Annotated in this window: 29 protein-coding genes; 10 read left to right on the plus strand and 19 right to left on the minus strand. The window is 68.5% G+C overall.

Features of this window, described 5'->3' with window-relative positions:
- Positions 1-38 precede the first annotated feature (38 nt).
- The 3 genes from FHR19_RS16985 to FHR19_RS16995 are packed head-to-tail and all read right to left on the minus strand — an operon-like array spanning position 39 to position 2,390.
- A complete protein-coding gene (locus FHR19_RS16985; protein WP_184031010.1) occupies positions 39-1,412 on the minus strand; it encodes a sensor histidine kinase in 1,374 nt (457 codons plus the stop codon).
- Positions 1,413-1,431: 19 nt separating this feature from the next.
- On the minus strand, positions 1,432-2,115 hold the full coding sequence (locus FHR19_RS16990; protein WP_184031012.1) for a response regulator transcription factor: 684 nt from the start codon (positions 2,113-2,115) through the stop codon (positions 1,432-1,434).
- Between the two features lie 20 nt (positions 2,116-2,135).
- Complete coding sequence (locus tag FHR19_RS16995) at positions 2,136-2,390, minus strand: PepSY domain-containing protein (protein WP_246359610.1); 255 nt, start codon at positions 2,388-2,390, stop codon at positions 2,136-2,138.
- Between the two features lie 196 nt (positions 2,391-2,586).
- Here FHR19_RS16995 and FHR19_RS17000 point away from each other — a divergent pair, with 196 nt between their 5' ends.
- Positions 2,587-4,362, plus strand: a complete 1,776-nt coding sequence (locus FHR19_RS17000) for an ABC-F family ATP-binding cassette domain-containing protein (protein ID WP_184031014.1) — start codon at positions 2,587-2,589, stop codon at positions 4,360-4,362.
- A 31-nt stretch (positions 4,363-4,393) separates the two neighbouring features.
- Here the strand turns inward: FHR19_RS17000 and FHR19_RS17005 are convergent, their stop codons facing one another.
- From FHR19_RS17005 to FHR19_RS17020, 4 genes are all read right to left on the minus strand, one after another.
- A complete protein-coding gene (locus FHR19_RS17005) occupies positions 4,394-6,454 on the minus strand; it encodes a S9 family peptidase (RefSeq protein WP_184031017.1) in 2,061 nt (686 codons plus the stop codon).
- 98 nt (positions 6,455-6,552) lie between these two features.
- Positions 6,553-7,377, minus strand: a complete 825-nt coding sequence (gene dapD, locus FHR19_RS17010) for a 2,3,4,5-tetrahydropyridine-2,6-dicarboxylate N-succinyltransferase (protein ID WP_184031020.1) — start codon at positions 7,375-7,377, stop codon at positions 6,553-6,555.
- Positions 7,374-8,036, minus strand: coding sequence for a pyrimidine 5'-nucleotidase (locus FHR19_RS17015; protein WP_184031022.1), 663 nt, complete (start codon positions 8,034-8,036; stop codon positions 7,374-7,376). The genes dapD and FHR19_RS17015 overlap by 4 nt, the downstream gene beginning before the upstream one ends.
- Positions 8,037-8,196: 160 nt before the next feature.
- The gene (locus tag FHR19_RS17020; RefSeq protein WP_184031024.1) at positions 8,197-8,487 is read right to left on the minus strand and encodes a 4a-hydroxytetrahydrobiopterin dehydratase; all 291 of its coding nucleotides are present in this window, start codon (positions 8,485-8,487) and stop codon (positions 8,197-8,199) included.
- 40 nt (positions 8,488-8,527) lie between these two features.
- Between FHR19_RS17020 and FHR19_RS17025 the strand changes: the two genes are divergently transcribed.
- Genes FHR19_RS17025 through FHR19_RS17035 form a run of 3 tightly spaced genes read left to right on the plus strand, consistent with a single transcriptional unit; the run spans position 8,528 to position 10,133 of the window.
- Complete coding sequence (locus tag FHR19_RS17025) at positions 8,528-8,938, plus strand: metallopeptidase family protein (protein ID WP_184031026.1); 411 nt, start codon at positions 8,528-8,530, stop codon at positions 8,936-8,938.
- Positions 8,935-9,501, plus strand: a complete 567-nt coding sequence (gene ccmA, locus FHR19_RS17030; protein WP_184031028.1) for a heme ABC exporter ATP-binding protein CcmA — start codon at positions 8,935-8,937, stop codon at positions 9,499-9,501. The genes FHR19_RS17025 and ccmA overlap by 4 nt, the downstream gene beginning before the upstream one ends.
- The gene (locus tag FHR19_RS17035; RefSeq protein WP_184031030.1) at positions 9,498-10,133 is read left to right on the plus strand and encodes a heme exporter protein CcmB; all 636 of its coding nucleotides are present in this window, start codon (positions 9,498-9,500) and stop codon (positions 10,131-10,133) included. Before ccmA ends, FHR19_RS17035 begins: the two co-directional genes overlap by 4 nt.
- Here the strand turns inward: FHR19_RS17035 and FHR19_RS17040 are convergent.
- The 11 genes from FHR19_RS17040 to coxB form a co-directional block, all read right to left on the minus strand.
- Positions 10,130-10,405 (minus strand): hypothetical protein, encoded by a 276-nt coding sequence (locus tag FHR19_RS17040; protein ID WP_184031033.1) that lies wholly within the window; start codon positions 10,403-10,405, stop codon positions 10,130-10,132. The genes FHR19_RS17035 and FHR19_RS17040 overlap by 4 nt on opposite strands.
- Positions 10,406-10,462: 57 nt before the next feature.
- Positions 10,463-11,335: a class I SAM-dependent rRNA methyltransferase gene (locus FHR19_RS17045; RefSeq protein ID WP_184031035.1), complete on the minus strand. Its 873-nt coding sequence runs from the start codon at positions 11,333-11,335 to the stop codon at positions 10,463-10,465.
- Complete coding sequence (gene thrC, locus FHR19_RS17050; protein WP_184031038.1) at positions 11,332-12,729, minus strand: threonine synthase; 1,398 nt, start codon at positions 12,727-12,729, stop codon at positions 11,332-11,334. The genes FHR19_RS17045 and thrC overlap by 4 nt, the downstream gene beginning before the upstream one ends.
- Before the next feature lie 69 nt (positions 12,730-12,798).
- On the minus strand, positions 12,799-13,398 hold the full coding sequence (locus FHR19_RS17055) for an SURF1 family cytochrome oxidase biogenesis protein (protein WP_184031041.1): 600 nt from the start codon (positions 13,396-13,398) through the stop codon (positions 12,799-12,801).
- A complete protein-coding gene (locus FHR19_RS17060) occupies positions 13,395-13,790 on the minus strand; it encodes a DUF983 domain-containing protein (protein ID WP_184031044.1) in 396 nt (131 codons plus the stop codon). The genes FHR19_RS17055 and FHR19_RS17060 overlap by 4 nt, the downstream gene beginning before the upstream one ends.
- On the minus strand, positions 13,787-14,686 hold the full coding sequence (locus FHR19_RS17065; RefSeq protein WP_184031047.1) for a cytochrome c oxidase subunit 3: 900 nt from the start codon (positions 14,684-14,686) through the stop codon (positions 13,787-13,789). The genes FHR19_RS17060 and FHR19_RS17065 overlap by 4 nt, the downstream gene beginning before the upstream one ends.
- 49 nt (positions 14,687-14,735) lie before the next feature.
- Positions 14,736-15,272: a cytochrome c oxidase assembly protein gene (locus FHR19_RS17070; RefSeq protein ID WP_184031050.1), complete on the minus strand. Its 537-nt coding sequence runs from the start codon at positions 15,270-15,272 to the stop codon at positions 14,736-14,738.
- A 1-nt stretch (position 15,273) separates the two neighbouring features.
- Positions 15,274-15,399 (minus strand): hypothetical protein, encoded by a 126-nt coding sequence (locus FHR19_RS17925; protein ID WP_281375741.1) that lies wholly within the window; start codon positions 15,397-15,399, stop codon positions 15,274-15,276.
- Positions 15,396-16,304, minus strand: a complete 909-nt coding sequence (locus FHR19_RS17075; RefSeq protein WP_184031053.1) for a heme o synthase — start codon at positions 16,302-16,304, stop codon at positions 15,396-15,398. Before FHR19_RS17075 ends, FHR19_RS17925 begins: the two co-directional genes overlap by 4 nt.
- 122 nt (positions 16,305-16,426) lie before the next feature.
- Positions 16,427-18,112 carry a cytochrome c oxidase subunit I gene (gene ctaD, locus FHR19_RS17080; RefSeq protein WP_184031056.1) on the minus strand — a complete coding sequence of 562 codons (1,686 nt, stop codon included), beginning with the start codon at positions 18,110-18,112 and terminating at the stop codon, positions 16,427-16,429.
- Positions 18,113-18,115: 3 nt separating this feature from the next.
- Positions 18,116-19,246: a cytochrome c oxidase subunit II gene (gene coxB, locus FHR19_RS17085; protein ID WP_184031059.1), complete on the minus strand. Its 1,131-nt coding sequence runs from the start codon at positions 19,244-19,246 to the stop codon at positions 18,116-18,118.
- Between the two features lie 191 nt (positions 19,247-19,437).
- On the opposite strand from coxB, the gene pyrE reads away from it, so the two are divergent.
- The 6 genes from pyrE to maiA are packed head-to-tail and all read left to right on the plus strand — an operon-like array spanning position 19,438 to position 22,959.
- Positions 19,438-20,019, plus strand: a complete 582-nt coding sequence (gene pyrE / locus FHR19_RS17090) for an orotate phosphoribosyltransferase (RefSeq protein ID WP_184031062.1) — start codon at positions 19,438-19,440, stop codon at positions 20,017-20,019.
- Positions 20,016-20,744: a pyridoxine 5'-phosphate synthase gene (locus FHR19_RS17095; protein ID WP_184031065.1), complete on the plus strand. Its 729-nt coding sequence runs from the start codon at positions 20,016-20,018 to the stop codon at positions 20,742-20,744. Before pyrE ends, FHR19_RS17095 begins: the two co-directional genes overlap by 4 nt.
- A 50-nt stretch (positions 20,745-20,794) precedes the next feature.
- Entirely contained in the window at positions 20,795-21,025 is a 231-nt protein-coding gene (locus FHR19_RS17100) for a hypothetical protein (protein ID WP_184031068.1), read from the plus strand.
- Position 21,026: 1 nt separating this feature from the next.
- Positions 21,027-21,440: a holo-ACP synthase gene (acpS, locus tag FHR19_RS17105; protein ID WP_184031071.1), complete on the plus strand. Its 414-nt coding sequence runs from the start codon at positions 21,027-21,029 to the stop codon at positions 21,438-21,440.
- Positions 21,440-22,327 (plus strand): signal peptidase I, encoded by an 888-nt coding sequence (gene lepB, locus FHR19_RS17110; protein WP_184031074.1) that lies wholly within the window; start codon positions 21,440-21,442, stop codon positions 22,325-22,327. The genes acpS and lepB overlap by 1 nt, the downstream gene beginning before the upstream one ends.
- Complete coding sequence (maiA, locus tag FHR19_RS17115) at positions 22,324-22,959, plus strand: maleylacetoacetate isomerase (RefSeq protein WP_184031077.1); 636 nt, start codon at positions 22,324-22,326, stop codon at positions 22,957-22,959. Before lepB ends, maiA begins: the two co-directional genes overlap by 4 nt.
- Here maiA and FHR19_RS17120 read toward each other — a convergent pair.
- A complete protein-coding gene (locus FHR19_RS17120) occupies positions 22,922-24,019 on the minus strand; it encodes a glycosyltransferase (RefSeq protein ID WP_184031080.1) in 1,098 nt (365 codons plus the stop codon). The two genes, maiA and FHR19_RS17120, sit on opposite strands and share 38 nt — an antisense overlap.
- Positions 24,020-24,088: the final 69 nt, after the last annotated feature.

Genomic DNA, 24,088 nt, shown 5'->3' on the forward strand with positions numbered 1-24,088 from the left:
ACGCCGTGCGGCCCCGGATCGCGTCCGGGGTCGCCGGTTCAGTTGGCCATCGGTAAACGCAGCCTCACCAGCAGCCCGCCCAGATCCTCGCTTTCCTCGAGGCTGACGGTCCCCTCATAGATTTCCGCCACGTCGCGAACGATCGCAAGGCCAAGGCCGGTGCCCGGCTTCCCACTGTCCAGTCGCACGCCGCGGTCGAAGATGCGGACGCGATCAGCCTCGGGAATGCCGGTGCCGTCGTCCTCGACCATGATCTCGACGAAGCCGGCGGTCGCGCCGACGGTGATGAACACGCTGCCACCGCCATATTTCGCGGCATTCTCGACCAGGTTGCCGAGCAGGTCGTCGAGGTCCTGCCGCTCGATATGCGCCGACAGGTCCTTGCGACCGTCCACGTCGATGCGGACGTGACGATAAAGGCGCGCGACCGCCCGCTCGACCGCCTCGATCGACGGCCAGACCTCCGCCCGGCTGTGGGCGCTGCCGCGCCGGCCGACGGCGCGCGCGCGCGCGAGGTGGTGGTCGATCTGGCGGCGCATCGTCCGCGCCTCTCGCACCACCGTCTCGGGCAGGTCGTCGGTCCCCGCGGCGGCCGCGTTCATGATGACGGTCAGCGGCGTCTTGAGCGCGTGGGCAAGGTTGCCGGCATGCCGCCGCGCTTCCTCCGCCTGCCGCTCGTTATGCTGGATGAGGCCGTTCAGTTCCTCGACCATCGGCGCGACTTCGGCGGGCAGCGGCCCCTCGATCCGCGGCGAGGTGCCGCCGCGCATCGCCGCCAGGTCGCGGCGCAGCTTCTTGAGCGGCAACAGCCCGTACCACGTCTGAAGCGCCGCCATCACGATAAGGCCGAGGCCGAGCAGCAGGAAGCTGCGCACGAGCGTCTGGCGCAGCGCCGCAATCTGCGCGTCCAGCATCGCCCGGCTCTGCGCGATCTGGAATCGCCACCAGGTGTTCGACTTGGGCAGCTTCACGTCGCGTTCGGCGACGCGCAGCTTCTCGTCGGCAAACTCGTTCGAATCATAGGTGTGGACCGAACCATTGGGCGCATGGGCATGAACGCGCAGCACCCGGTCCCACAGCGATCGCGAGGGGTATGGCCGGAACCCCTTGCCGGACACCTGCCAGTAAAGCCCCGAATAGGGTTCGAAGAAGCGCTGGTCGGCCAGTTCGCGGTTGAAGACCACCTCGCCCGTATTGTCGATTTCTGCCGAGACGATCATCGAGGTGAGCAGATAGTCGAGCTGGTCGTCGAAATTGCGCGTGATCGCGCCGGTCAGCACCCGATCGAGCGCGAAGCCGCCCCCCGCCAGCAACAGCAGGATCCACGCACTGGCGATGAAGATCATCCGCCGGCTGAGCGAGCCGGTGACGCGCACATAGGGACGCGCGCGGTCGGGCGCGGGCTCGCTCATCGGATCGGTACCCGGCCCGTCAGTCGGCCGCGGCCGGCGCGCCCGACGGATCGTCGAGGCTATAGCCGAGGCCGCGGATCGTCGTGATGACGTCGGCGCCCAGCTTCTTGCGGATGCGCGTAACGAACACTTCGATGGTGTTCGAATCGCGGTCGAAATCCTGATCGTAGATGTGCTCGATCAGCTCGGTGCGGCTCACCACCTTGCCCTTGTGGTGGAGGAGGTAGCTCAAGAGCTTGTATTCCTGCGCGGTCAGCTTGACCGGATCGCCAGCCTTCGTGACCTTGCCCGAGCGGGTGTCGAGGCGGATATCGCCCGCGTTCAGCTCGGCCGAGGCGTTACCCGACGCGCGGCGGATCAGCGCGCGCAGGCGGGCGATCAGCTCTTCGGTCTGGAAGGGCTTGGCGACATAGTCGTCGGCACCGGCATCGAGGCCCGCCACCTTGTCGGACCAGCTGTCGCGCGCGGTCAGCACCAGAACCGGCGCGGTCCGCCCCTCGCGCCGCCAGCGGTCGAGCACGGTCAGCCCGTCGATCTCGGGCAGGCCGAGGTCGAGGATGATCGCGTCATATTGCTCGGTCGACCCTAGGAAATGCCCCTCCTCGCCATCGCTGGCGGTATCGACGGCATAGCCGGCGCCGGTCAGCGTGTTCGACAATTGCTGGCGAAGGTTCGGTTCGTCCTCGACGATCAAGACGCGCATCGCGTTCCCCTAAAGCTGTTCTAGTTGCCGGACCGGCCGAGGATCTGCCCCGACCGCCCGTCGACATCAATCCAGATCAAGTTTCCATCGCGCAGGAACTTGAAGGTGTAGACCGCGGTTCCCGAATCGAAGTCGAAGCCGACATAGCGCGCGCCCGGCATTCGCGGGATCACCCGGCGCTCGAGCTCGCGCAGCGGCAGGATACGGCCCTCGACCCGCGCCGCGCGCGCCGCGCGGTGGTCGTCGCGGCGCTGTTCGGCGGCGGCCGCGGGCATCTCCCCCGCCGCCGTCCACGCGCACGCTACCGCCACAAGAGCGCTGAGCCCCGTCATCCTCATGTCGCATCGCATAGGGTCCCGGCGTTGAACAGCCTCTGAATAAGCCCGTAACCTTGTGGCAACGCTTGCGTGGCTTTCCTGCCACGGGCCGGCGTTCTTGCCGCGTCCCGCCAAAGCCCCTAGGTGGCGCGCCATGGCCGCTCCCGTGCTTTCCTATGAAGACCTCGGCCTGATCCAGGGATCGGGCTGGCTGTTTCGCAATCTCGACATCCATATCGGCGCGCGCGACCGGCTGGCGCTGATCGGACGCAACGGTGCGGGCAAGACGACGCTCCTGAAGCTGATCGGCGGCCGGCTCGACCCGGATGAGGGGCGGCGCACGATCGTGCCAGGCACCAACGTCGTGATGCTGGAACAGGACCCGCAGGTTGCGGGCTGCGCGACGCTGCTCGACTTCGTCCTCAAGGGCGACGACGCCCCCGCGCGGCACGAAGCCGAAGCGATCGCCGATCAGCTCGGCATCGACCTCAATCGCGAGGCGGCGACCGCGAGCGGTGGCGAGCGTCGCCGCGCCGCGATCGCCCGCGCGCTGGCGCAAAGCCCCGACGTGCTGCTGCTCGACGAGCCGACCAACCATCTCGACATCACCGCGATCGAGTGGCTGGAGGACTGGCTGAGCCGCTATAACGGCGCGTTCGTCGTCATCAGCCATGACCGGACGTTCCTCACTCGCCTGACGAAGCAGACCTTGTGGCTCGACCGCGGCGGGATCCGCCGGGCCGAGGTGGGCTTCGGCGGGTTCGAGGCGTGGACCGAACAGGTCGCGGCGGAAGAACAGCGCGCCGCCGAAAGGCTCGACGCCAAGTTGAAGCTCGAGGAACACTGGCTCCAGCGCGGTGTCACCGGCCGGCGCAAGCGGAACCAGGGGCGGCTGTCCAAGCTGATCGAGATGCGCGCCGAACGCGCCGCGATGCAGGGGCCGCAGGGGGCCGCCGCGCTCTCGGTCGGCACCGACGATGCCAAGACCAAGGTGGTGATCGACGCCAAGCACGTCTCCAAGCATTTCGGCGACCGCGCGATCCTGAAGGACCTGACGCTGCGCGTGACCCGCCGCGACCGAATCGGCATTGTCGGGCCCAACGGCGCGGGCAAGTCGACGCTCATCAAGCTGCTGACCGGCCAGATCAAGCCCGACAGCGGCGAGGTGAAGCTGGCGAAAACGCTCGAACCCGTCATCATCGACCAGCAGCGCAGCCGCATGGCCCCCGAAAAGACCGTGCGCGAAGTGCTGGCCGACGGTGGCGAGTGGATCGACGTGCTGGGGGTGCGCAAGCACGTCCACGGCTATCTCAAGGAGTTCCTGTTCGCGCCCGAGCTGATCGACGCCAAGGTCGGCACGCTGTCGGGCGGCGAACGCTCCCGCCTCCTGATGGCGCGCGAGTTCGCCCGGCCCTCGAACCTGATGGTGCTGGACGAGCCGACCAACGACCTTGACCTCGAAACGCTCGACCTGCTTCAGGAAGTGATCGGCGACTATGAGGGGACGGTGTTGATCGTCAGCCACGACCGCGACTTCCTAGACCGCACGGTGACGGTCACGCTCGGGCTCGACGGGTCGGGCGTCGCCGACATGGTCGCGGGCGGCTATGCCGACTGGGACGCCAAGCGCCGCGTGCGACAGGTCGCGGCGAAGAAGGCGACGCCGAAGCCGGTCGAGGTCGCGAAGCCCAAGTCGGCGAAGCTCAGCTACAAGGACCAGCGCGACTACGACCTGCTACCCGCTCGCATCGAGGCGATCGACGCCGAGATCGGGAAGGCGGAGGCGGCGATGGCCGACCCCGACCTGTTCGTGAAGAACCCGGCGCGGTTCGATGCGCTGATGAAGGACGTCGCCCGCCTGACCGGCGAAAAGGAGGCCGCCGAGATGCGCTGGCTGGAACTGGCCGAACAGGTCGAGGCGCTGGGGTGAGGGAGCGACAGGCCGCCGCTCCCGCTTGCCCTTAGTTGCCCGCCGCCCCCGCCGCCTCGGGCAGCGCCGCGCTCACACCCGGCACGAACTGCGCCCCCTCCAGCACCTGGATCGACGAGCCCTTGAACGCGTCGCCGATCGGCTCGGCACGGCCCTTCAGGCACTGCTGCAAAAACCCCTCGGTGATCGAGAAGAAGGCGAGCCGGTTCTCGGGCCGCTGGAATCCGTGCCCCTCGTCGGTGAAGTTGACGTAGGTCACGGGCAGCTTCTTGGTGCGCATCGCCTCGACGATCTGGTCGCTCTCGGCCTTCACGACCCGCGGGTCGTTCTGGCCCTGACCGATCAGCAGCGGCACCTTGATCGCGTCTACCCGGCTGATCGGCGACTGCGCCATCATCCGCGGCACGTCGGCGGCCTTGGCCGGATCGCCGATATGCTTGTAGAAATTGCCCTCCAGGCTCGGGCGCCAATAGGCCGGAAAGCTCTCCATCAACGTCTTGAGGTTCGACGGGCCGACGATATCGACGCCGCAGGCGAAGCGGTCCGGGGTGAAGGTGACGCCCACCAGCGTCGCATAGCCGCCATAGCTGCCGCCCATGATCGCGACCTTGTCGGGCGTCGTCACCCCGGCCTTCACCGCATAATCGACCGCGTCGAGCAGGTCCTGGTGCATCTTGCCCGACCATTCGCCGACACCGGCGTTGACGAAGCCCTTACCGAAGCCCGTCGAGCTTCGATAATTGACGCTCATCACCGCATAGCCGCGGTTCGCCACGAACTGGTGGATCGAGTTGTAGCCATAGCTGTCGCGCGCCCACGGGCCGCCATGAACATACATCACCATCGGCACCGGCCGGTTCGGCTTGCCGTCGCCATCGGGATCGGCATCGGCCGGGAGCGTCAGATAGCTGACCAATGTCAGCCCGTCCTTGGCCTTCACCTCGACCGGCTGCATCGCGCGCAGGCGATAGCGCGACAGGTCGGGGCGGCTGTCGAACAGCTTGGCGAGCGTCTTGCCCTTGCGGTCGTAGAGGTAGGCGACCGCCGGCTGCTCCGCCGAATTGGCGGTGACGGTGGCGTAGCGCCCGTCGTCGCTGATCGACGTGATCGAAAGCTCGCCCTTGAGCTTCGATTTCAGGAAATCCAGATCCGCCTTTGCCGCCGGATCGAGCGGCGTCCATTCGCTGCGCAGGTAATTGACCGAATAGGCAAGCGGCTTGAACGTCGTAGGGTCGGTGAGGATGTTCTGCACGTCCGCCTTGTCGCTGGCGGCGAGCACCGTCGTCTTCAGCGTCGCGGTGTCCATCGCCACCAGCGCCGCCTTGTCCCGTCCGCGGCTGTCGGTCCAGTACATCGTGCCCCCGTCGCGGTCGAAGCCGCGCGGGCCGGTCGTGAAGGCGTCCTGGTTGCCGAAGGCGACCGCCTCCTTCCAACTACCGTCGCTCTCGCGCCGATAATAGGCCTGCCCGCCGCCCGGCGTCGTCTTTGCCCCGAAGCGGACGCGCAACTGGTTGTCGGTGACGAGATCACCATAGCCCGGATTCTCGAAGACCTTGGTCTTGGCACCCGTCTTGTAGTCGACCTCATAAAGATCGAAGAACTGCGGGTCGCGATCGTTGAGGCCGATCAGGACGACGCCGGGCTTCAGGGGGCTGACCCCCTGGATCTGCGCGCGCACCTTCGGCCCCACCGGCGTCAGGTCGCGCGTCGCGCCGCCCGCGGCGGACGCGGCGAACACATGGTCGTTCTCGTTCCCGCCCTCGTCGTTGAGGAAGAGCAGAAACTGGCCGTCGGGCGCCCAGGCATAGTTGGCGAGCCCGCGCTTGCGCTCGCTCGTCACCGCCTTCGCCGCTGCCAGATTGCCGACGGGCGCGACCCAGATGTTCATCACGCCGTCGACCGGCGCCAGCCAGGCAACGCTTTTACCATCGGGGCTGACCTGAGCCCCTGAGCGGCTGGGATTGCCGAAAATCAGCGCGCGCGGGATCAGATCGCCGGCGGGCGCAGGCGTCTGCGCCGGTAGTGCGGTCGCGAACGCGGCGATGGCGGCAGCGCTGGCCAGCAGGGCGCGGCTGTTGAGCTTATACGGCATGATCGACTCCCCCGAATCCGTTGTCGGCGGGAGGCTATCGGGTGTCTCAGTCCAATACAACACTTCACCCCGAACCCGGTTCGGGGTGACGATGGAAATCAGGCGCGCAGCAGCTCGTTGATGCTGGTCTTCGCGCGCGTCTGCTCGTCGACACGCTTGACGATGACCGCGCAGTAGAGCGCCGGCTTGCCGTCCCCGCCGCCCAGCGAGCCGGGCACCACGACGGCATATTCAGGGACTTCGCCCGTCGTCACCTCACCCGTCGCGCGGTCGACGATCTTGGTCGAGGCGCCGAGATAGACGCCCATCGACAGCACCGCGCCCTTCCGCACGATGACGCCCTCGGCCACCTCGGCGCGCGCGCCGATGAAAGCGCCGTCCTCGATGATGACGGGATTGGCCTGCAAGGGCTCCAGCACGCCGCCGATGCCCGCGCCGCCCGACAGGTGGACGTCACGGCCGATCTGCGCGCAGCTGCCGACCGTCGCCCAGGTGTCGACCATCGTCCCCTCACCCACATAGGCGCCGATGTTGACGAAGCTCGGCATCAAGACCGCGCCCTTGCCGACGAAGCTGCCGCGGCGCACGACGCTGCCCGGCACCGCGCGGAAGCCCGCCGAGCGGAACGCGCCCGCGTCCCAGCCCTGGAACTTCGACGGCACCTTGTCGAACCAGTTGGCCCCGCCCGGCCCTTCCATGATCTCGTTGTGGTTGAGGCGGAAGGAGAGGAGCACCGCCTTCTTCAGCCACTGGTTGACGGTCCAGTTGCCGTCCTCGCCCGGCTCGGCCACGCGCACCTTGCCCGCATCGAGCAGCGACAGCGCGGCGTTCACCGCCTCGCGCACTTCGCCCGTGGTCGCGGTGGACAGCGCGGCGCGATCCTCCCACGCCACCTCGATCACGCTTTGCAGTTGCTCGCTCATAGGTCCTCCCAAAGGTCGGTCAGCCACGCGGTGAGGTCGGTGGTGACGAAATCGATCGCGGCGCGGTCCACGCCCACCTGCTCCGAACCGTTGTCGATCCAGACCGTGGTCATGCCGATCGCCTTGGCCGGGGGCAGGTTGCGCGCCATATCCTCCACGAACAGCGCGCGCGTCGGGTCGATGCCCCAAGCCTCGCACAGCCCGTCATAGGCCTGGGGGTGGGGCTTCGGCAGATAGCCGGTCGCGTGGATGTCGTGGATCGCCTCGAAGCTGCCCTCCAGCCCCAGCCGCCCGAGCACGCGCGTCGCATAGGGCGCATCGCCGTTGGTGAAGACGAGCTTGCGGCCCGGCAGCCGCGCGATCGCCTCGACCAGCCGGTCGTTGGGCGACAGGCGATCCATGTCGACGTCGTGGACGAAGGCGAGGAATTCGTGCGGATCGATCGCGCGCTCGGCCATCAGCCCCGACAACGTGGTCCCGTGCGCCACGAAATGCCGCTTCTGGATCGCGAACGCGGTCTCCCGGTCGCAGCCTTCGAGCGCGACGACGTAATCGGTCATCCGCGCCTCGATCTGCGCGAACAGGTCAGCACCCGCCGGATAAAGCGTGTTGTCGAGATCGAAGATCCAGGTGTCGATATGCGCGAGCCGCGGGTCCATGTCGGCCCGCGCTTTAGGGGCGTGGAGGCCGGGGGGCAACGCCCCCCTTATCCTGTCATCCCGGCCTTGAGCCGGATCCCGCTTCTTTCTTCTTCTTCTTCTTCTGACGGCAGAAAGAAGAAGTAGCACCCCGGATCAGGTCCGGGGTGACGAAGGAGAATCAATCCACCAGCGCGTCGATCGCCTGCGCCATGTCCACGTCGCGCGACGACAGGCCGCCGGCGTCATGCGTCGTCAACAGGATTTCCACACGGTTATACACATTCGACCATTCGGGATGATGGTCCGCCTTCTCCGCCAGCAGCGCGACGCGGGTCATGAAGGCAAAGGCCTGCGAAAAATCCTCGAACGAAAAGCTGCGCGTGATCGAATCGCGCGCCTCGTCGTGATCCCAATCGGGCAGTCCCTCCAGCGCCTCAACCCTCTCGGCTTCGCTCAGTGCCTCGATCATGCCGCTCCCCTTGATGCTTCTGCCTTGCTATGCCCCCCTCATGGCCGAACCCGCCCCCGCTTGCCAAGCCGCCCCCGACGCCGCCGCAATCGAAGGGCTCGCGCGGGCTGCGCTCGCCCGCATCCCCGCGCCGTTCGCGCAGCATCTCGAAAATGTCGTGCTGATCGTCGAGGATTATGCCGACGATGAAACACTCGACGAGCTTGGTATTGAGGATCCGATCGAACTGACCGGCATCTATCACGGCCGCCCGATCGGCGAGAAGTCCGCGTTCGATACGGGCGCGATGCCCGACCGCATCCACCTTTATCGCCTGCCGATCCTGTGGGAGTGGATCGAAACCGGCGTGACGCTAGACGCGCTGGTCCATCATGTCGTGGTGCACGAAGTCGGCCATCATTTCGGCCTGTCCGACGGCGACATGCACGCGCTGGAGGCCGCGGCCGAGTGAGCCTGCTGGCGTTTCACGACGTCGCCTGCGACCGCGGCGGGCGGCGGCTGTTCGCGGGGCTTAGCTTCGCGCTCGGGCCGGGCGAGGCCGCGCTGCTGACCGGCCCCAACGGCATCGGAAAGTCGAGCCTCGTCCGCCTCGCCGCCGGACTCTCCGCCCCCGCCGCCGGCCGGATCGACCGCGAAGCGCCCGCCGCACTCGCCGCCGAGGCCGCCGCGCTGGACACCGAGTTGCCGCTCGCCGCCGCGCTCGGTTTCTGGGCGGCGCTCGACGGGGGACGCGAGCGGGTGGCGCCGGCGCTTGCCGCGATGGGCATCGGCCACCTTGCCGAGGTGCCGGTCCGCTTCCTCTCCACGGGCCAGCGCAAGCGCGCCGCGCTCGCCCGCGTGGTCGCGAGCGGCGCGCGGCTGTGGCTGCTGGACGAGCCGGCCAACGGCCTCGACACCGCCTCGGTCGCGGCGCTGGAGGCGGCGATCGACGCGCATCGCGCGGGCGGCGGCGCGGTGCTGGTGGCAAGCCATGTGCCCATCGCGCTGCCGGACGCACAGGATTTGCGCCTGTGAGCGCGTTCGCTGCGATTGCGTGGCGGGAGCTGCGCCGGGCGTGGGTCGGCGGCGGGGTGATGCTGCCGGTCGCCTTCTTCCTGCTCGTCTCGATCCTGTTCCCGTTCGCGGTCGGGCCGGATGCGAAGCTACTCGGCCGGATCGCGGGCGGCGTCGTCTGGTCCGCGGCACTGCTCGCCGCGCTGATGCCCGTCGAGCGGCTGGTCGGCCCCGACATGGAGGCCGGCGTGCTCGATCAGTTCGCCGCGCGCGGGCTCCCCGATGCGGGCGTGGCGCTCGCCAAGACGGTCGGCCACTGGCTGGGTTTCGGCCCGCCGCTGATGCTGGCGAGCGTGATCGCCGCAGGGCTGCTCGGGATGGACGGGGCGACGCTGGTGCGGGTGCTGATCGGCCTCGCCATCGGCACGCCGGGGCTGGCGGCGCTGGCGGTCGCGACCGGCGCGCTCACCGCCGGCCTGCGCGGCGCTGGCGCGGTGGCAGGGCTGGTGATGCTCCCGCTCGCGCTGCCGCTCCTCATCTTCGGCGCGGGCGAGGGGCCGGGCGCGGTCAAGCTCCTCGGCGCGGTATCGCTGCTGCTGCTCGCCGGCGCGCCGTTCGTCGCGGGCGCAGCGATGCGGATGGGGCGGGGTTAGAAAATCCCCACCGCGCCGTCGGCCCAGACGGTCGCAACACCCGCCACCGCCGCCAGCGACAGCAGCAGCCGGTTACGCGCCGTCCCGCCGAACCGGATCGCAAGTTCGATCGCGAGGCCCAGACCGCCGAGCAGCACCGCCGCCGCGACGAAATCGAACGCCGTCCAGCGCACCTCGCTCGTCAGCATCATCGCGATGACGGGAAGGACAAACAACCCGCCGAGCGCGCCCCATAGCAGGGCGCGCCAACGATGATCTTGGGTCAGGGTCATCGTGACATCTCCCGATAGCGCCGGGATAATCTCACGATCGACGCCCGCCGCCAAGCCTCAGTCCCGAGACCACCGCGCGAAGATCGCCGTCGGCAGTTCCAACCCGCGCGCTTCCTCGCGCACCGTCAGTTCGCCCGCCTCGACCCGGCCCGGCAAGTCGGCGAATTGCTGGCGCACCAGCTCGCCGATCGCGATCGCCGACAGGCGGACGGCATAGACCGTCAGGAACAGAAAGCGGCTGTCGGCATCGAGCAATCGTCGGCAATCGGCGATCAGGCCGGGCAGCCCTTCTTCCAGCTTCCAGACTTCGCCATTCGGCCCGCGGCCCCATTTGGGCGGGTCGAGGATGATGCCGTCGTATCGCCGGCCGCGCCGCACCTCGCGCGCGACGAACTTGCCCGCATCCTCGATCAGCCAGCGGATCGGCTTTTCGGTCATGCCGGAGAGCGCCGCGTTGCCGCGCGCCGCCTCGACCGACTTTTTCGACGCATCGACATGCACCATCCGCGCGCCCGCCGCCGCCAGCGCCAGCGTGCCGACCCCGGTATAGCCGAACAGGTTGAGGCATTCGGGGTCCGCCGCCCCCTCGATCCGCGCCCGCATCCAGTCCCAGACGGGGGCCATGTCGGGGAAGAACCCCAGATGCCGGAACGGCGTGTTGCTCGCGGTGAACTTCGCCTCGCGCCACGCCAGCGGCCAGCCGCCCGCGGGCACATCCGCCGACAATTGCCAGCGGCCGCCGCCATCCTCGTCCGCACCGGGGATGAACTCGCCGTCCGCCTTCCAGTCGGCGCTGGCGGGGGCCCACATCGCCTGCAGCTCGGGCCGGATGAAGCGGAAGCGGCCGTACCGCTCCAGCTTGCGACCATGCCCGCTGTCGATCAGGCCGTAATCGGCCCAGGGTTCGCCGGTGAGCGTGACGAGCGTCATGGCACGCGCGGCTGCGCTCGCTCGGCGATGTACGCGGTCACCGCCTCGAACGTCGCCGGCAGCACGTCGTACCGCTCTTCGCGCTGGAACAGGTCGCCGACGCGCGGGGGCAGCGCGGGGCGGACGCCCGTCGCCCGCTCGACCGCATCGCGGAACTTGGCCGGATGCGCGGTGGCGAGCGTCACCATCGGTGCCTCGCCCTTGAGCGCGGTCGCCGCGGCGTAGCCGATCGCGGTGTGCGGATCGAGCACCTGCCCCGCCCCGTCATGCGCGCGCGCCATCGCCGCAGCCATGCCGTCCTCGTCCACCGCAATGCTGTGGAACAGCGCCGACGCCCCCTGCGATTGCGCATTGGTCAGGCGCATCGCCCGCGTCGCTTCGAAGCCCGCCATCTGCCCGGCGATCGCCGCGCCGTCGCGACCGGCGAGGTCGTGGAGCAGCCGCTCGAAGTTCGAACTGACCTGAATATCCATCGACGGCGTCGCGGTCGGCGTCACCGTGCCGCTCGAATAATCGCCCGACGACAGCGCGCGGTGGAGGATGTCGTTGACGTTGGTCGCGACGACCAGCCGCTCGATCGGCAGGCCCATCTTCGCTGCGACGTAGCCGGCGAACACATCGCCGAAATTGCCCGTCGGCACGCTAAAGGCGACGGGTCGCCCGGGCGCGCCCAACCGGACCGCGGCGTAGAAATAATACACCACCTGCGCCATCAGTCGCGCCCAGTTGATCGAGTTGACCGCCGACAGCTTGAACCGGCCGCTGAAGCCGGGGTCGCGGAACATCGCCTTCACCAGCGCCTGCGCGGTGTCGAAGTCCCCTTCGATCGCGATGTTGTGGACGTTGGGGGCGAGCACCGTGGTCATCTGCCGCCGCTGCACATCGCTGACCCGGCCGTGCGGGTGCAGCATGAAGATGTCGACGCCCCCGCGCCCCGCCAGCGCGTCGATCGCCGCCGAGCCCGTATCGCCGCTGGTCGCGCCGATCACCGTCAGCGGCTCGGTCGCGCCGGTCAGGAAGCGTTCGAACAAGAGGCCGACAAGTTGCAGCGCCACGTCCTTGAACGCCAGCGTCGGGCCGTGGAACAGCTCCAGCAGCCACTGGTCGTGACCCAGCTGGACCAGCGGCGTCACCGCCCGATGCGCGAACCGGCCATAGGCGGCGGTGCAGAGCGTGCGAAGGTCGTCCTCGGTCAGACTGCTCGCGACGAAGGGGGCCATCACCCGCACCGCCGTCTCGACATAGTCGAGGTCCGCGAGCGCCGCGATCTCGTCACGGGTCAGCGTCGGCCACGCCTCGGGCACGTACAGCCCGCCGTCCGCCGCCAACCCCGCCAGCGTCGCGCCCTCGAAATCGAGGACCGGCGCGCTCCCCCTGGTGCTCACATACCGCATGGCCGGATCGCTTAGGCGCGTGGACGCCGCTGGGCAATGCAAGGGTTGGTTGGGGACTGCGTTGCGCCGCTATCGCCGACGGCGGAGCGCGAAGGCGTAGATGACCAGCGCCATCGCCGCGAAGGCGAACCACTGGACCGCATAGGCCAGGTGATTGTCCGGGACGCTCGCCGGATCGGGCGCGCGGCTGGGCGAGAGGCCGGGGGCGAGCGCGGCGGCGGGGACGATCATTGGCTTTGGCGTCGGGCGGGCACCAAACAGCCGTTCAACGAACGACGTCGCGTCGGGCGCGCGGGTCAGGATGCCGCGGACGAAACCGCCGGGCCAGGCGGGGGTCAGGCGCGGGTCGCTGGCGACGCCCAGATCGACGACGAACCCCTCGCGGCAGGCCACGAGGAAGCGATAGCCGCTTCGGCCACCTTCGCTGCGGCCCGCCGATCGGGTGGGCGACGACGGCGCGGTGCAGGTAGCGGTGACGCGCGAGAACAGCGCGGTGTCGGGGGCAGGCACCGGCAGCGGCCGCTCGGGCAATGCCGCGTTGCGCGTGAAGCTGGCGAGCAGCGCGTGCTTCGCCTCCCGCCGCTGAAGCTGCCAAAGCCCCAGCCCCACCATCGCCGCGGCGGCAAGGAGGACAACCAGCGTGGCGACGACCGGCACGCGCCGCTTCACCGGATGCGCCCCTCGCCCGCCCCGTTCTTCCATTCGAGCGCCGCCAGCGCCGCCTTGGTCCAGCGCGTCGTGATCGTGACCGACACCAGCGTCAGCGGCAGCCACAGCGCGACATGCACCCACCAGGGTGGCTCGTAGGCCAGCTCGACGACGATGCCGAGGATCGTGACGATCGTGCCGATCGCCAGCGTCAGGAACGCCGCCGCCCCGTCACCGACGTTGAAGGCAGAGAAATCGAGCCCGCACTTGCTGCACCTGTCGGCGAAGCGAAGCACGCCGGCGAACAGCGTCGGCGCGTTGCAGCGCGGGCAGAGGCCGCGCGTCGCCTGAACGAACAGGGGGGCCGGCGCATCCTTCGGCGCGCCGACCCCCCGATGATCCTCGCTGCTCAACCGCCGTGCGTCGGCGCGCCCCAGCCGCCCCACACATAGACGACCACGAACAGGAACAGCCACACCACGTCGACGAAGTGCCAGTACCAGGCCGCCGCCTCGAACCCGAAATGCTGGCGTGGGGTGAAGTGCCCGCGATAGGCGCGGACGAGATTGACGATCAGGAAGATCGTGCCGACCGCGACGTGGAAGCCGTGGAAGCCGGTCGCCATGTAGAAGGCCGAGCTGTAGTTCGACTTGCCGAAATCGAACGGCGCGTGCGCATATTCATACGCCTGGATCGAGCTGAACAGCAGGCCGAGCAGGATCGTCAGCCACAGGCCCTTGAGCACGCCGTCGCGGTTGCCGACGCCGATCAGGCCCCAGATGCCCGTCTTCTCGCCGCCGCGCTCGCCATGGATCAGCGCATGGTGCGCCCAGGTGATCGTGGTGCCCGACAGCAGCAGGATGAAAGTGTTGAGGAGCGGGAACTCGAAGGCGTTGATGACCTCCATCCCCTTGGGCGGCCAGGAGGCGACCGCGTCAGCCGCGACCGACACCACGCCCTCGGCATATTCGACCGGCACCGGGAACAGCGTGTAGTCGAAGAACGCCCAGAACCAGCCGAGGAAGAACATGACTTCCGAGGCGATGAACAGGATCATGCCGTAGCGAAGGTGAAGCTGCACGACGGGCGTGTGGTCGCCCGCATGCGCCTCTCGCACCACGTCGGCCCACCAGCAGTACATGGTGAAGAGGACGCCCGCGAGGCCGGCGAGGAACAGCCAGCCGCCGCCCGCCGCCTCGTGCATCCACATGATGCCGCCCGACGCCATGCCCAGCGCCGAGAACGAGCCGATGATCGGCCACGCGCTGGGGGGTAGAATATGGTAATCGTGGTTCTTGGCGCCAGCCATCTACTCGTCCCTGTCCTTCGGCCTTTTTCAGGCAATGCTTTGGCTTGCTCTAGCTTGCCTTTTTGCCCGAATCCACCGGGTAAAAGGTGTAGCTGAGCGTGATCTCCTGCACGCTGGCGGCATCCGGATCGTCGGCCAGCTTGGGGTCGACGAAATAGACCACCGGCATCCGCACTTCCTCGCCCGGCTTCAGCGTCTGCTCCGAGAAACAGAAGCACTGGATCTTGTTGAAATACTTGCCCGCCTGGTCGGGGGTCACGTTGAACGTGGCGGTGCCGGTTACGGCCTTGTCGCTGAGGTTTTTCGCTGTGAAGAACGCCATCTTGCGCGCGCCCAATGCCGCACGCTCGGTCCGCTGCTCGGGCGCGAACTGCCAGGGCATGTCCTTCGACACGTTGCTGTCGAAGGCAACGGTGACGATCTTGCCCTTGACCGCGCCGGGCGCCGCCGCCGCCTTTTGCGTGGTGCCGTTGAGGCCGGTGACCTGACAGAAGACACGGTAGAGCGGAACGCTGGCGAAGCCGAGGCCGGTCATGCTGGCGACGCCGATCGCGGCGAGCAGCGCGGTGCGGGCGTTGCGGTCCATGTCAGTGCGTCATCTTGACGATGCTGATCGCGAAGACGAGCAGCACGAACCCGCCGAGCAGCAGCGCCATCACCTTCGCGCGGCCCGCCTGGCGCGCGCGGATCACCCGCTCCTCCTCCGGGCTCATGCCAGCACCCAGCGGTCGACTACCAGCGCGCCGAACAGGATGAAGAGATAGAGGATCGAATATTTGAACAGCTGCTTTTCCGGCTTCATGCCCGCGTCGCTGGTGCGGAACGTCACCACCGCGGCGAGCACGGCGAAGATCAGCGTCGTCGCGACCGCCACAGTGCCATAGATCCAGCCCGCCAGCGCCAGCGGCCAGGGCGCGACCGCGGCGACGGCCATCGGGATGGTGTAGAGGCCGATCTGCTGGCGCGTCACCCGCTCGCCCGCTACCACCGGCAGCATCGGCACGCCGGCATTGCCGTAGTCGGTCTTCACGAACAGCGCGAGCGCCCAGAAATGCGGCGGCGTCCACAGGAAGATGAGCGTGAAGAGCAGCACCGGCATCAGCGTCACATCGCCCGTCGCCGCCGCCCAGCCGATCATCGGCGGGAAGGCGCCCGCGGCGCCGCCGATGACGATGTTCTGCGGCGTCCGGCGCTTCAGCCAGACGGTATAGACCATGACGTAGAACAGGATCGAGACGAGCAGGATCGCCGCCGTCACCCAGTTGGTCGCCAGCCCCATCAGCACGACCGAGAAGCCGCCGAGCCCGACGCCGAAATGCAGCGCCGATTCGCGCGACATGCGGCCGGCGGGCAGCGGCCGGGCTCGCGTGCGCTTCATCAGCGCGTCGATGTCCGATTCGTACCACTGGTTGAGCGCGCCCGCCGCGCCCGCCGCCATCGCGATGCACAGGATCGCGGTAAAGCCGATCACCGGATGCACGCTCACCGGCGCGGCGAGCAGCCCGCACAGGCCGGTAAAGACGACGAGCGTCAGCACGCGCGGTTTGCACAGAGCGAGGAAGTCGCGCCAGTCGGCGACCGGCGGCGCGGCCGACAGGGTCGTAGCGGTGGGGGTCATGGGCGCTTCCCATAACGTCAAGTCGCGCGAGGGGAAAGAGCAGCGATCCGCTGCTGCATCTACGAAAACGGGCGGCCCTTTCGGACCGCCCGCTTCCTTTGCGACCCGCTGGGGTGCTGGGATCAGTGGTGCTTGCCATCCTCGATGACGGGCAGCGTCTCGAACTGGTGGAACGGCGGCGGGCTGGTCAGCGTCCATTCCAGCGTCGTCGCACCCTCGCCCCACGGATTGCCCTCCGCCTTGCGGCCGGCGACCAGCGAGTAGACGATGTTGACCAGGAAGATCATCACGCCGATCGCCATGATGCCGTAGCCGACGCTAGCGATGTGGTTCCAGAACGCAAAGGCGTCCGGATAGTCTGGGTAGCGACGCGGCATGCCCTGAAGCCCGAGGAAGTGCATCGGGAAGAACAGCACGTTCACGCCGACGAAGAACACCCAGAAGTGCAGCTGGCCGAGTAGTTCCGAGTACATCTTCCCCGACATCTTGGGGAACCAGTAATAGAAGCCTGCGAACAGCGCGAACACCGCACCCAGCGACAGCACGTAGTGAAAGTGCGCGACGACGTAATAGGTGTCGTGCATGTAGTCGTCGACGCCGCCATTGGCGAGCACCACACCCGTGACGCCGCCCACGGTGAACATGAAGATGAAGCCGATCGCCCAGACCATCGGGGTCTTGAAGCTCATCGACCCGCCCCACATCGTCGCGATCCACGAGAAGATCTTGATGCCCGTGGGCACCGCGATCACCATCGTCGCGGCGGTGAAGTACATCTTGGTGTTCACGCTGAGGCCGGTGGTGAACATGTGGTGCGCCCACACGACGAAGCCGACCACGCCGATCGCGACCATGGCGTACGCCATGCCGAGGTAACCGAAGACGGGCTTGCGGCTGAACGTCGCGACGATCTGGCTGACGATGCCGAAGCCCGGCAGGATCATGATGTAGACTTCGGGGTGGCCGAAGAACCAGAACAGGTGCTGGTAAAGCACCGGGTCGCCGCCGCCGGCCGGATCGTAGAAGGTGGTGCCGAAATTGCGGTCGGTCAGCAGCATCGTGATCGCCGCGGCCAGCACCGGGAGCGCGAGCAGCAGCAGGAACGCCGTGACCAGCACCGACCACACGAACAGCGGCATCTTGTGCAGGGTCATGCCCGGCGCGCGCATGTTGAAGATGGTGGTGATGAAGTTGATCGCGCCCAGGATCGAGCTGGCACCCGACAGGTGGAGCGACAGGATCGCCATGTCGACCGCCGGCCCCGGCGAGCCGTAGGTCGAGAGCGGCGCATAGACCGTCCAGCCCGTGCCCGCACCGCCGCCGAAGAAGGGCGAGGCGAGGAGCAGCATGAACGACGGCGGCAGGAGCCAGAACGAGATGTTGTTCATGCGCGGGAACGCCATATCCGGCGCACCGATCATGATCGGCACGAACCAGTTGCCGAACCCGCCGATGATCGCCGGCATCACCATGAAGAACACCATGATGAGGCCGTGCGCGGTGATGAGCACGTTCCACAGGTTCAGCGCCTGGTCGAACGTCACGTCGCCGCCCGACAGCATCGCGGCCCAGGTCGGCAGATACTGGATGCCCGGCGCGGCGAGCTCAGCGCGCATCAGGCCCGAGATCGCGCCGCCCACAATCCCCGCGAAGATCGCGAAGATCAGATAGAGCGTGCCGATGTCCTTGTGGTTGGTCGACATGAACCAGCGGGCGAAGAAGCCCGGATGGTCGTGCGCGGCATCATGGTGATGACCATGATCGCCATGCGCCTGGAAGGCGCTGGGATTGAGTGCGGTATCGGTCATGGCTCAGCTTTCCGTCGCGGCGTTGCCGGTGGCAGCGCCAGCTTCAGTCTGGTTCGAGGTCGCGGCGTCGGCAGCAGCGGGGGCCGGCGCGGGCGCAGCAGCGGCGGGCGTCGCGGCCGGCGCGGCAGCGGGCGCCGCGCCCGGCATCGTGCCGCCCTTCGACGCGACCCAGCGGGCGAACACGTCGGGCGCCACCGCCTCGACCGCGATCGGCATGTACGCATGGCGCGCACCGCACAGCTCCGAACACTGGCCGAAATAGAGGCCCGGCTCCTTGATCGTGAAGCTCTTTTCATTGAGGCGGCCGGGTACCGCATCGAGCTTCACCCAGAAGGCCGGCATCGCCCAGCTGTGAATCACGTCGTTCGCCGTGGTGATGAGCCGGATCGGCACGCCCACGGGCAGGACGATGCGGTTGTCGACCGCCAGCAGGCGCGGGCCGTCGGCGTCGGTGCGGTAACGCTGGCCGGCGGGCACCTCGCTCTTTTCCTTGAGCAGGTTCGCGGTGACCGAGAAGCCGCCGTGATCCGGGAACTCGTAGGTCCAGTACCACTGGTTGCCGATCGCTTTCAGCGTCACGGCATTGTCGGGCGCGGGCTCGTACTGCGCGGCGAGCAGCCGGATCGACGGGATCGCGATCAGCGCCAGGATGATGACCGGCGCGGCGGTCCAGATCACCTCGATCACCGTGTTGTGGCTGGTCTTCGACGGCGTCGGATTGGCCCCGCGACGATAGCGCAGAACGACCCAGCCGAGCAGGCCGAGCACGAACAGCGAGATGATCGTGATGACGGGCAGCAGGATGACGTTGTGGAACCACTCGGCGCTTTCGCCGAGTTCGGTCGCCTGATGCTGGATGCCGATCGCGCGGTCGGTCGGCTGGCCGATGCCGGGACGCACCTTGAGCAGCGGCTCGCCCGTGGCGTCGAGCGTCGGGTCGGCGGGCTTGGCAGCGGCGGCCGGGGCCGCAGCGGCGGGCGCGCCCTCACCCGGCGCACCCGGCGCGGGCGCCGTGGTTTGCGTCGCTGCCGGCGCGCCTGCGGCGGCGGTCGGCGGCGGCGTCTGCGCGGTGGCCGCGCCGGCGATCGCCAGCGCGCCCGCCAGCGCGAAAATCGTCAGTCCCTGTTTGCGCATCGTCTCAGGTCATCCCACATGCTTGTCGGCACGGGCTTTGCGCCCCACCCCAGGCGCTCTCGAAAGGGCGCTCCTTTTCGGGCCTATACGCACGCTTTCCGCGAGCCTCAAGCACTGCGCGCCCCTTCTTTGGGCCACGACCCCCGAGGGCCGTGTTGCGGTGGCCGGTGCGCGCGCCTAATCACGCCGGTATGACCGATGACGAAATCCTTGCCGAATTCCGGGCCGCCGACGCACTGCTCGAGGGCCATTTCATCCTGTCGTCGGGGCTGCGCAGCCCGCGCTACCTGCAATGCGCGCGCGTGCTGATGGACCCGCGCCGCGGCGCGCGGCTTGCCGAGGCGTTGGCGGCGACCCTGCCCGCCGACCTGCGCGACTCGATCGATGCGGTCGTCTCGCCGGCGATGGGCGGAGTGATCGCGGGGCACGAAATGGGCCGGGCGCTGGGCGTGCCGGCGATGTTCCTCGAGCGGCCCGAGGGGGTATTCGAACTGCGCCGCGGCTTCCGCCTCGACGCGGGCGCACGGGTGCTGATGATGGAGGACGTGGTGACCACCGGGCTTTCGTCGCGAGAGGCGATCGCGGCGATCGGCCGCGCCGGCGGCACCGTGGTCGCCGCCGCCAGCCTGGTCGATCGCTCGGGCGGGACCGCGGACCTCGGCGTGCCGTTCTTCCCGCTGATCCGCATCGACGTGCCGACCTACGAAGCCGACGCGCTCCCGCCCGAGCTGGCGGCGATCCCCGCGATCAAGCCGGGGAGCCGCGCGGCGTGAGCCTGCCCCTGCGCCTCGGCGTCAACATCGACCATGTCGCGACCGTCAGAAACGCGCGCGGGTCGGGCTACCCCGATCCGGTTCGCGCGGCGCTATTGGCGGCAGAGGCGGGGGCGGACGGCATCACCGCGCACCTGCGCGAGGATCGGCGACACATCACCGACAACGACATCGCGCGGCTGGCGGAGGGGCTGACCATTCCCCTCAACCTCGAAATGGCGGCGACCGAGGAGATGCTGGGCATCGCCCTTCGCCACCGCCCGCACGCCGCGTGCATCGTCCCCGAACGGCGCGAGGAGCGCACGACCGAGGGCGGCCTCGACGCCGCGGGCCAGCATAATCACCTGGCCCCGATGGTGAGCGAACTGGCCGCCGCCAACATCCGCGTTTCGCTCTTCATCGAACCCGACCCGCGCCAGATCGAGGCGGCGGTCCGGCTGAAGGCTCCCGTCGTCGAGCTCCACACCGGCCGCTATTGCGAGCTCGAGGGCGAGGCACAGGCCGCCGAACTGCGCCGCATCGCCGACGCCGCCGCGCTCGCCGCCAAGAACGGGATCGAGGTCCATGCCGGCCACGGCCTCACCTTCGACAATGTCGTCCCCATCGCGGCGATCCCGCAGCTTCGCGAGCTCAACATCGGCCATTTTCTGATCGGCGAGGCGATCTTCGACGGGCTTGGGCCAGTCGTGCGGCGGATGCGCAGCCTGATGGACGAGGCGCGGTGATCGCCCGCCGAGATGAAGTTGCTCAAGCTATCATTCTAACGCTGTCGCTAATGACAATACTCGCCGCGCTCGCGGGCGGGTTTTTATTTCTGATCGCGATGAGCCTCGGCGCGCACGGCCCATCGCCGACAGAGTTTTTGATCGAAGTCTGGCAATTGCCCGCGACCGTTACATTGAGTGGCATTGCAGCGTGGCTGACAGCCCGGCATCGTCACGGAGTGGCGTCCGCGGTGCTGCTGTCGGCGATTGCGGCCCAAATCCATTTCTGGTGGAACATCTGACATGATCGTCGGCCTCGGCTCCGACCTCTGCAACATCGAGCGGATCCAGGCGTCGCTCGATCGCTTCGGGCAGCGGTTCCTCGACCGGGTGTTCACCGAGAAGGAGCAGGCAAAGGCCGCGCGCCGCCCCCTCACTCGCGCCGGCACGCTCGCCAAGCGCTTCGCCGCCAAGGAAGCATTTTCCAAGGCTGTAGGCACCGGGTTCAAGGCCGGCGTGTTCATGCGCGACATCGGCGTCGTCAACGCCCCCAGCGGCGCGCCGACGCTCGCCCTGACCGGCGGTGCGAAGGCGAGGCTTGACGCCCTGACGCCCGAGGGCCACTTCGCCCGCGTGCATCTGACGCTGACCGACGACCATCCCTGGGCACAGGCGTTCGTCGTGATCGAAGCGGTGCCGATGGAGATGAAGGCCTGATGGCATCCGACGACCTGGCGTTGAACACCCCGCCCCTTTCGACCGATGAACGGAAAAAGAAGAAGAAAGACGGCGGCTGGCTGGCGGAGCTTCGCAGTATCGCCGTCCTGATCCTCGTCGTGCTCGGCTTCCACAGCCTGGTGGCCAAACCCTTCTACATCCCGTCCGAATCGATGATGCCGGGGCTGCTCGTCGGCGACCGGCTGGTGGTGACGAAATATCCGTACGGCTATTCGTTCATCTCGCCGACCTTCCACCTGCTCCCCCCGATGGCCGGACGCCTGTTCGGCCGCCTGCCCGAGCGCGGCGACGTCGTCATCGTCACGCCGCCCGAGACCCGCACCGACTATATCAAGCGTGTCATCGGCCTGCCCGGCGACACGATCGAGGTGCGCGGCGGCCAGCTCTTCATCAACGACAAGGCGGTGCCGCGAAAGTCGATGGGTGACAAGCTGATCCCCGTCGATGCCAATACGCGCTGCGATCCCGACCATTATCCGGGCGCGCTGGTGCGCGGGAGCGACGGCAAGCCGTACTGCAAGATCGCGATCTTCCGCGAAACGCTGCCCGGCGGCGCGACCTATGACACCGCCGATATTGAATACAGCTATGGTGACAGCTACGGCCCGGTGATGGTGCCCGACGGCCACGTTTTCCTGATGGGCGACAATCGCGACAATTCGGCCGACAGCCGCTTCCCGCTCGACCAGGGCGGCCTGGGCGGGCCGGTGCCGTGGGAGAACATCGGCGGGCGCGCCGAGTTCATCACCTTCTCGCTCGACGGGACGGCCAGCTGGAACCCGCTGACCTGGTGGGGGTCGCTGCGGCCCGGTCGCACCGGCCTGTCGCTCCATCCCGACCGGTCGCCGGCGGCGGCGGTCAAGTGAGCGGATACGTCCTCCACGACTATTACCGCTCTTCGGCAAGCTACCGCGTCCGCATCGCGCTGAACCTCAAGGGGGTGGACTACACCCGCCACGACGTGTCGTTGCTCGACGGGTCGCAGCGGACGCCCGAACATCTCGCCCGCAGCGCGCAGGGGTTCGTGCCCGTGCTCGAACTGCCGGGCGGGCGGATGCTGGTGCAGAGCCTGGCGATCATCGACTGGCTGGATGCCGCGCATCCCGAGCCGCCGCTAACCCCCGCCGATGCGCTGGCCCGCGCGGATGCGATGGCGCGCGCGCTGGTGGTCGCGTGCGACATCCACCCACTCAACAACCTGCGCGTGCTCAAGGACCTGAAGCACCGCTTCGGCGCGGACGATGCCGCGCGCGACGACTGGTACCGGCATTGGGTGGCCGAGGGGCTGGCCGCGCTGGAGGCGATGGCGGGCGATGGCCGGTTCCTGGGCGGCGACGCGCCGGACGTTTCGGACGTGTGCCTCGTGCCGCAGCTCTACAATGCGCGGCGCTACAAGCTCGACTTGGCGCCCTATCCGCGGCTGACGGCGATCGACGCGGCGATGCAGGCGCTGCCGCCGGTCAGCGCCGCGCACCCCGATGCGGTCGCGCCGAACTGACGAGATCGTCGAACAACGTCAGGTAATCGCCTGCCGGATCGCCCGCGACCGGCGTCGGCGGGGGCCGGACAACATCGGGCGACAGCCACCGCGTCAAAGCCGCCACCAGCGCCGCAGCGTCGCCGCGCGGGACGATCGTTCCCTTCTCAGGCGAATCGATCAGCTCCGGGATCGCGACACTCGAATCGGTCGAGACGACCGGCGTCCCTTCGCCCAGCGCCTCGCGCATCACGCCGGGCACGCCTTCATGGTCCGAGGTGAGCGCGACGACCGTTGCCGCGGCCATCACGGGCAGCGGATCGGCGGCATGACCCGGCAGATGGACGCGATCCGCGATCCCCAGCGCCGCCGCCTGCGCCTCGATCGCCGCGCGCTCCGGCCCTTCGCCGAGGATCAGTAGGGAGACGTCGGCGGGCATCGACAGCATCGCCGCGACCAGCCGCTCCCACCGCTTCTGCGGCGCGAGGCGCCCGACGCCGAGGATGAAGCGCCCCGCCGGCAGCGCGAGCGGCGCGGCATCCGCCCGCCGACGCGCGGGCGGGTTGGCGATGATGCTGATCCGGTCGGCGGGCACCCGCATCAGCGCCCGCGCCTCCCCGGCCGACGCCGGGGTCATCGCGACGAGGTGATCGACGAACACCGGATGCAGCCGCAGCCAGCCGCGATAGCCGAGCCCGATCGCGCCGTGGTGCGTCCCCGCCAGCGCATTCGACAGCTTGGCGACGATCGGCGCATCGGCGAACGGCCGCAGCAGCGCCGCCGCGCCGGTATAGTGGTTGCCGGGGCAGAAGATCACATCCGGCCGCATCGCCCGCACCGCACCTACCACGGCGCGCGCCATCGAAAGATAGCCGCCCCCGCCGCCGTCCAGCACCTCGACCCCCGCCGGCAACTCGCCCGCCAGCGGCCCCGTGGTATCGCCGATCACCAGCGTCACGCGCCGTCCCCGCGCGGCCCATTCGCCCGCCAGCCGCAGCAGCGCGCGCTCCACCCCGCCGCCCTTCAGCGTCTGTGCGAACGAGAGGATGTGACCCGCACGCGCGGGAAGCGGATGTGTCATGGGCTTGCCTTGTGCCCTGCAAAAGCCCAAATCCTCGCGCAATGGAACCGCAATCCGCCGCTAAGGGCG

The sequence above is a fragment of the Sphingomonas yantingensis genome, assembly GCF_014199325.1.
Taxonomy (GTDB): Bacteria; Pseudomonadota; Alphaproteobacteria; order Sphingomonadales; family Sphingomonadaceae; genus Sphingomonas; species Sphingomonas yantingensis.

Bases quoted from the DNA above. Each gene is read 5' to 3' on its own strand.
- FHR19_RS16985 (WP_184031010.1), bottom strand. From the start codon at position 1,412: ATGAGCGAGCCCGCGCCCGACCGCGCGCGTCCCTATGTGCGCGTCACC.
- FHR19_RS16990 (WP_184031012.1), bottom strand. From the start codon at position 2,115: ATGCGCGTCTTGATCGTCGAGGACGAACCGAACCTTCGCCAGCAATTG.
- FHR19_RS16995 (WP_246359610.1), bottom strand. From the start codon at position 2,390: ATGCCCGCGGCCGCCGCCGAACAGCGCCGCGACGACCACCGCGCGGCG.
- FHR19_RS17000 (WP_184031014.1), top strand. From the start codon at position 2,587: ATGGCCGCTCCCGTGCTTTCCTATGAAGACCTCGGCCTGATCCAGGGA.
- FHR19_RS17005 (WP_184031017.1), bottom strand. From the start codon at position 6,454: ATGCCGTATAAGCTCAACAGCCGCGCCCTGCTGGCCAGCGCTGCCGCC.
- dapD (WP_184031020.1), bottom strand. From the start codon at position 7,377: ATGAGCGAGCAACTGCAAAGCGTGATCGAGGTGGCGTGGGAGGATCGC.
- FHR19_RS17015 (WP_184031022.1), bottom strand. From the start codon at position 8,036: ATGGACCCGCGGCTCGCGCATATCGACACCTGGATCTTCGATCTCGAC.
- FHR19_RS17020 (WP_184031024.1), bottom strand. From the start codon at position 8,487: ATGATCGAGGCACTGAGCGAAGCCGAGAGGGTTGAGGCGCTGGAGGGA.
- FHR19_RS17025 (WP_184031026.1), top strand. From the start codon at position 8,528: ATGGCCGAACCCGCCCCCGCTTGCCAAGCCGCCCCCGACGCCGCCGCA.
- FHR19_RS17040 (WP_184031033.1), bottom strand. From the start codon at position 10,405: ATGACCCTGACCCAAGATCATCGTTGGCGCGCCCTGCTATGGGGCGCG.
- FHR19_RS17045 (WP_184031035.1), bottom strand. From the start codon at position 11,335: ATGACGCTCGTCACGCTCACCGGCGAACCCTGGGCCGATTACGGCCTG.
- thrC (WP_184031038.1), bottom strand. From the start codon at position 12,729: ATGCGGTATGTGAGCACCAGGGGGAGCGCGCCGGTCCTCGATTTCGAG.
- FHR19_RS17065 (WP_184031047.1), bottom strand. From the start codon at position 14,686: ATGGCTGGCGCCAAGAACCACGATTACCATATTCTACCCCCCAGCGCG.
- FHR19_RS17070 (WP_184031050.1), bottom strand. From the start codon at position 15,272: ATGGACCGCAACGCCCGCACCGCGCTGCTCGCCGCGATCGGCGTCGCC.
- FHR19_RS17925 (WP_281375741.1), bottom strand. From the start codon at position 15,399: ATGAGCCCGGAGGAGGAGCGGGTGATCCGCGCGCGCCAGGCGGGCCGC.
- FHR19_RS17075 (WP_184031053.1), bottom strand. From the start codon at position 16,304: ATGACCCCCACCGCTACGACCCTGTCGGCCGCGCCGCCGGTCGCCGAC.
- ctaD (WP_184031056.1), bottom strand. From the start codon at position 18,112: ATGACCGATACCGCACTCAATCCCAGCGCCTTCCAGGCGCATGGCGAT.
- coxB (WP_184031059.1), bottom strand. From the start codon at position 19,246: ATGCGCAAACAGGGACTGACGATTTTCGCGCTGGCGGGCGCGCTGGCG.
- pyrE (WP_184031062.1), top strand. From the start codon at position 19,438: ATGACCGATGACGAAATCCTTGCCGAATTCCGGGCCGCCGACGCACTG.
- FHR19_RS17100 (WP_184031068.1), top strand. From the start codon at position 20,795: ATGACAATACTCGCCGCGCTCGCGGGCGGGTTTTTATTTCTGATCGCG.
- acpS (WP_184031071.1), top strand. From the start codon at position 21,027: ATGATCGTCGGCCTCGGCTCCGACCTCTGCAACATCGAGCGGATCCAG.
- lepB (WP_184031074.1), top strand. From the start codon at position 21,440: ATGGCATCCGACGACCTGGCGTTGAACACCCCGCCCCTTTCGACCGAT.
- FHR19_RS17120 (WP_184031080.1), bottom strand. From the start codon at position 24,019: ATGACACATCCGCTTCCCGCGCGTGCGGGTCACATCCTCTCGTTCGCA.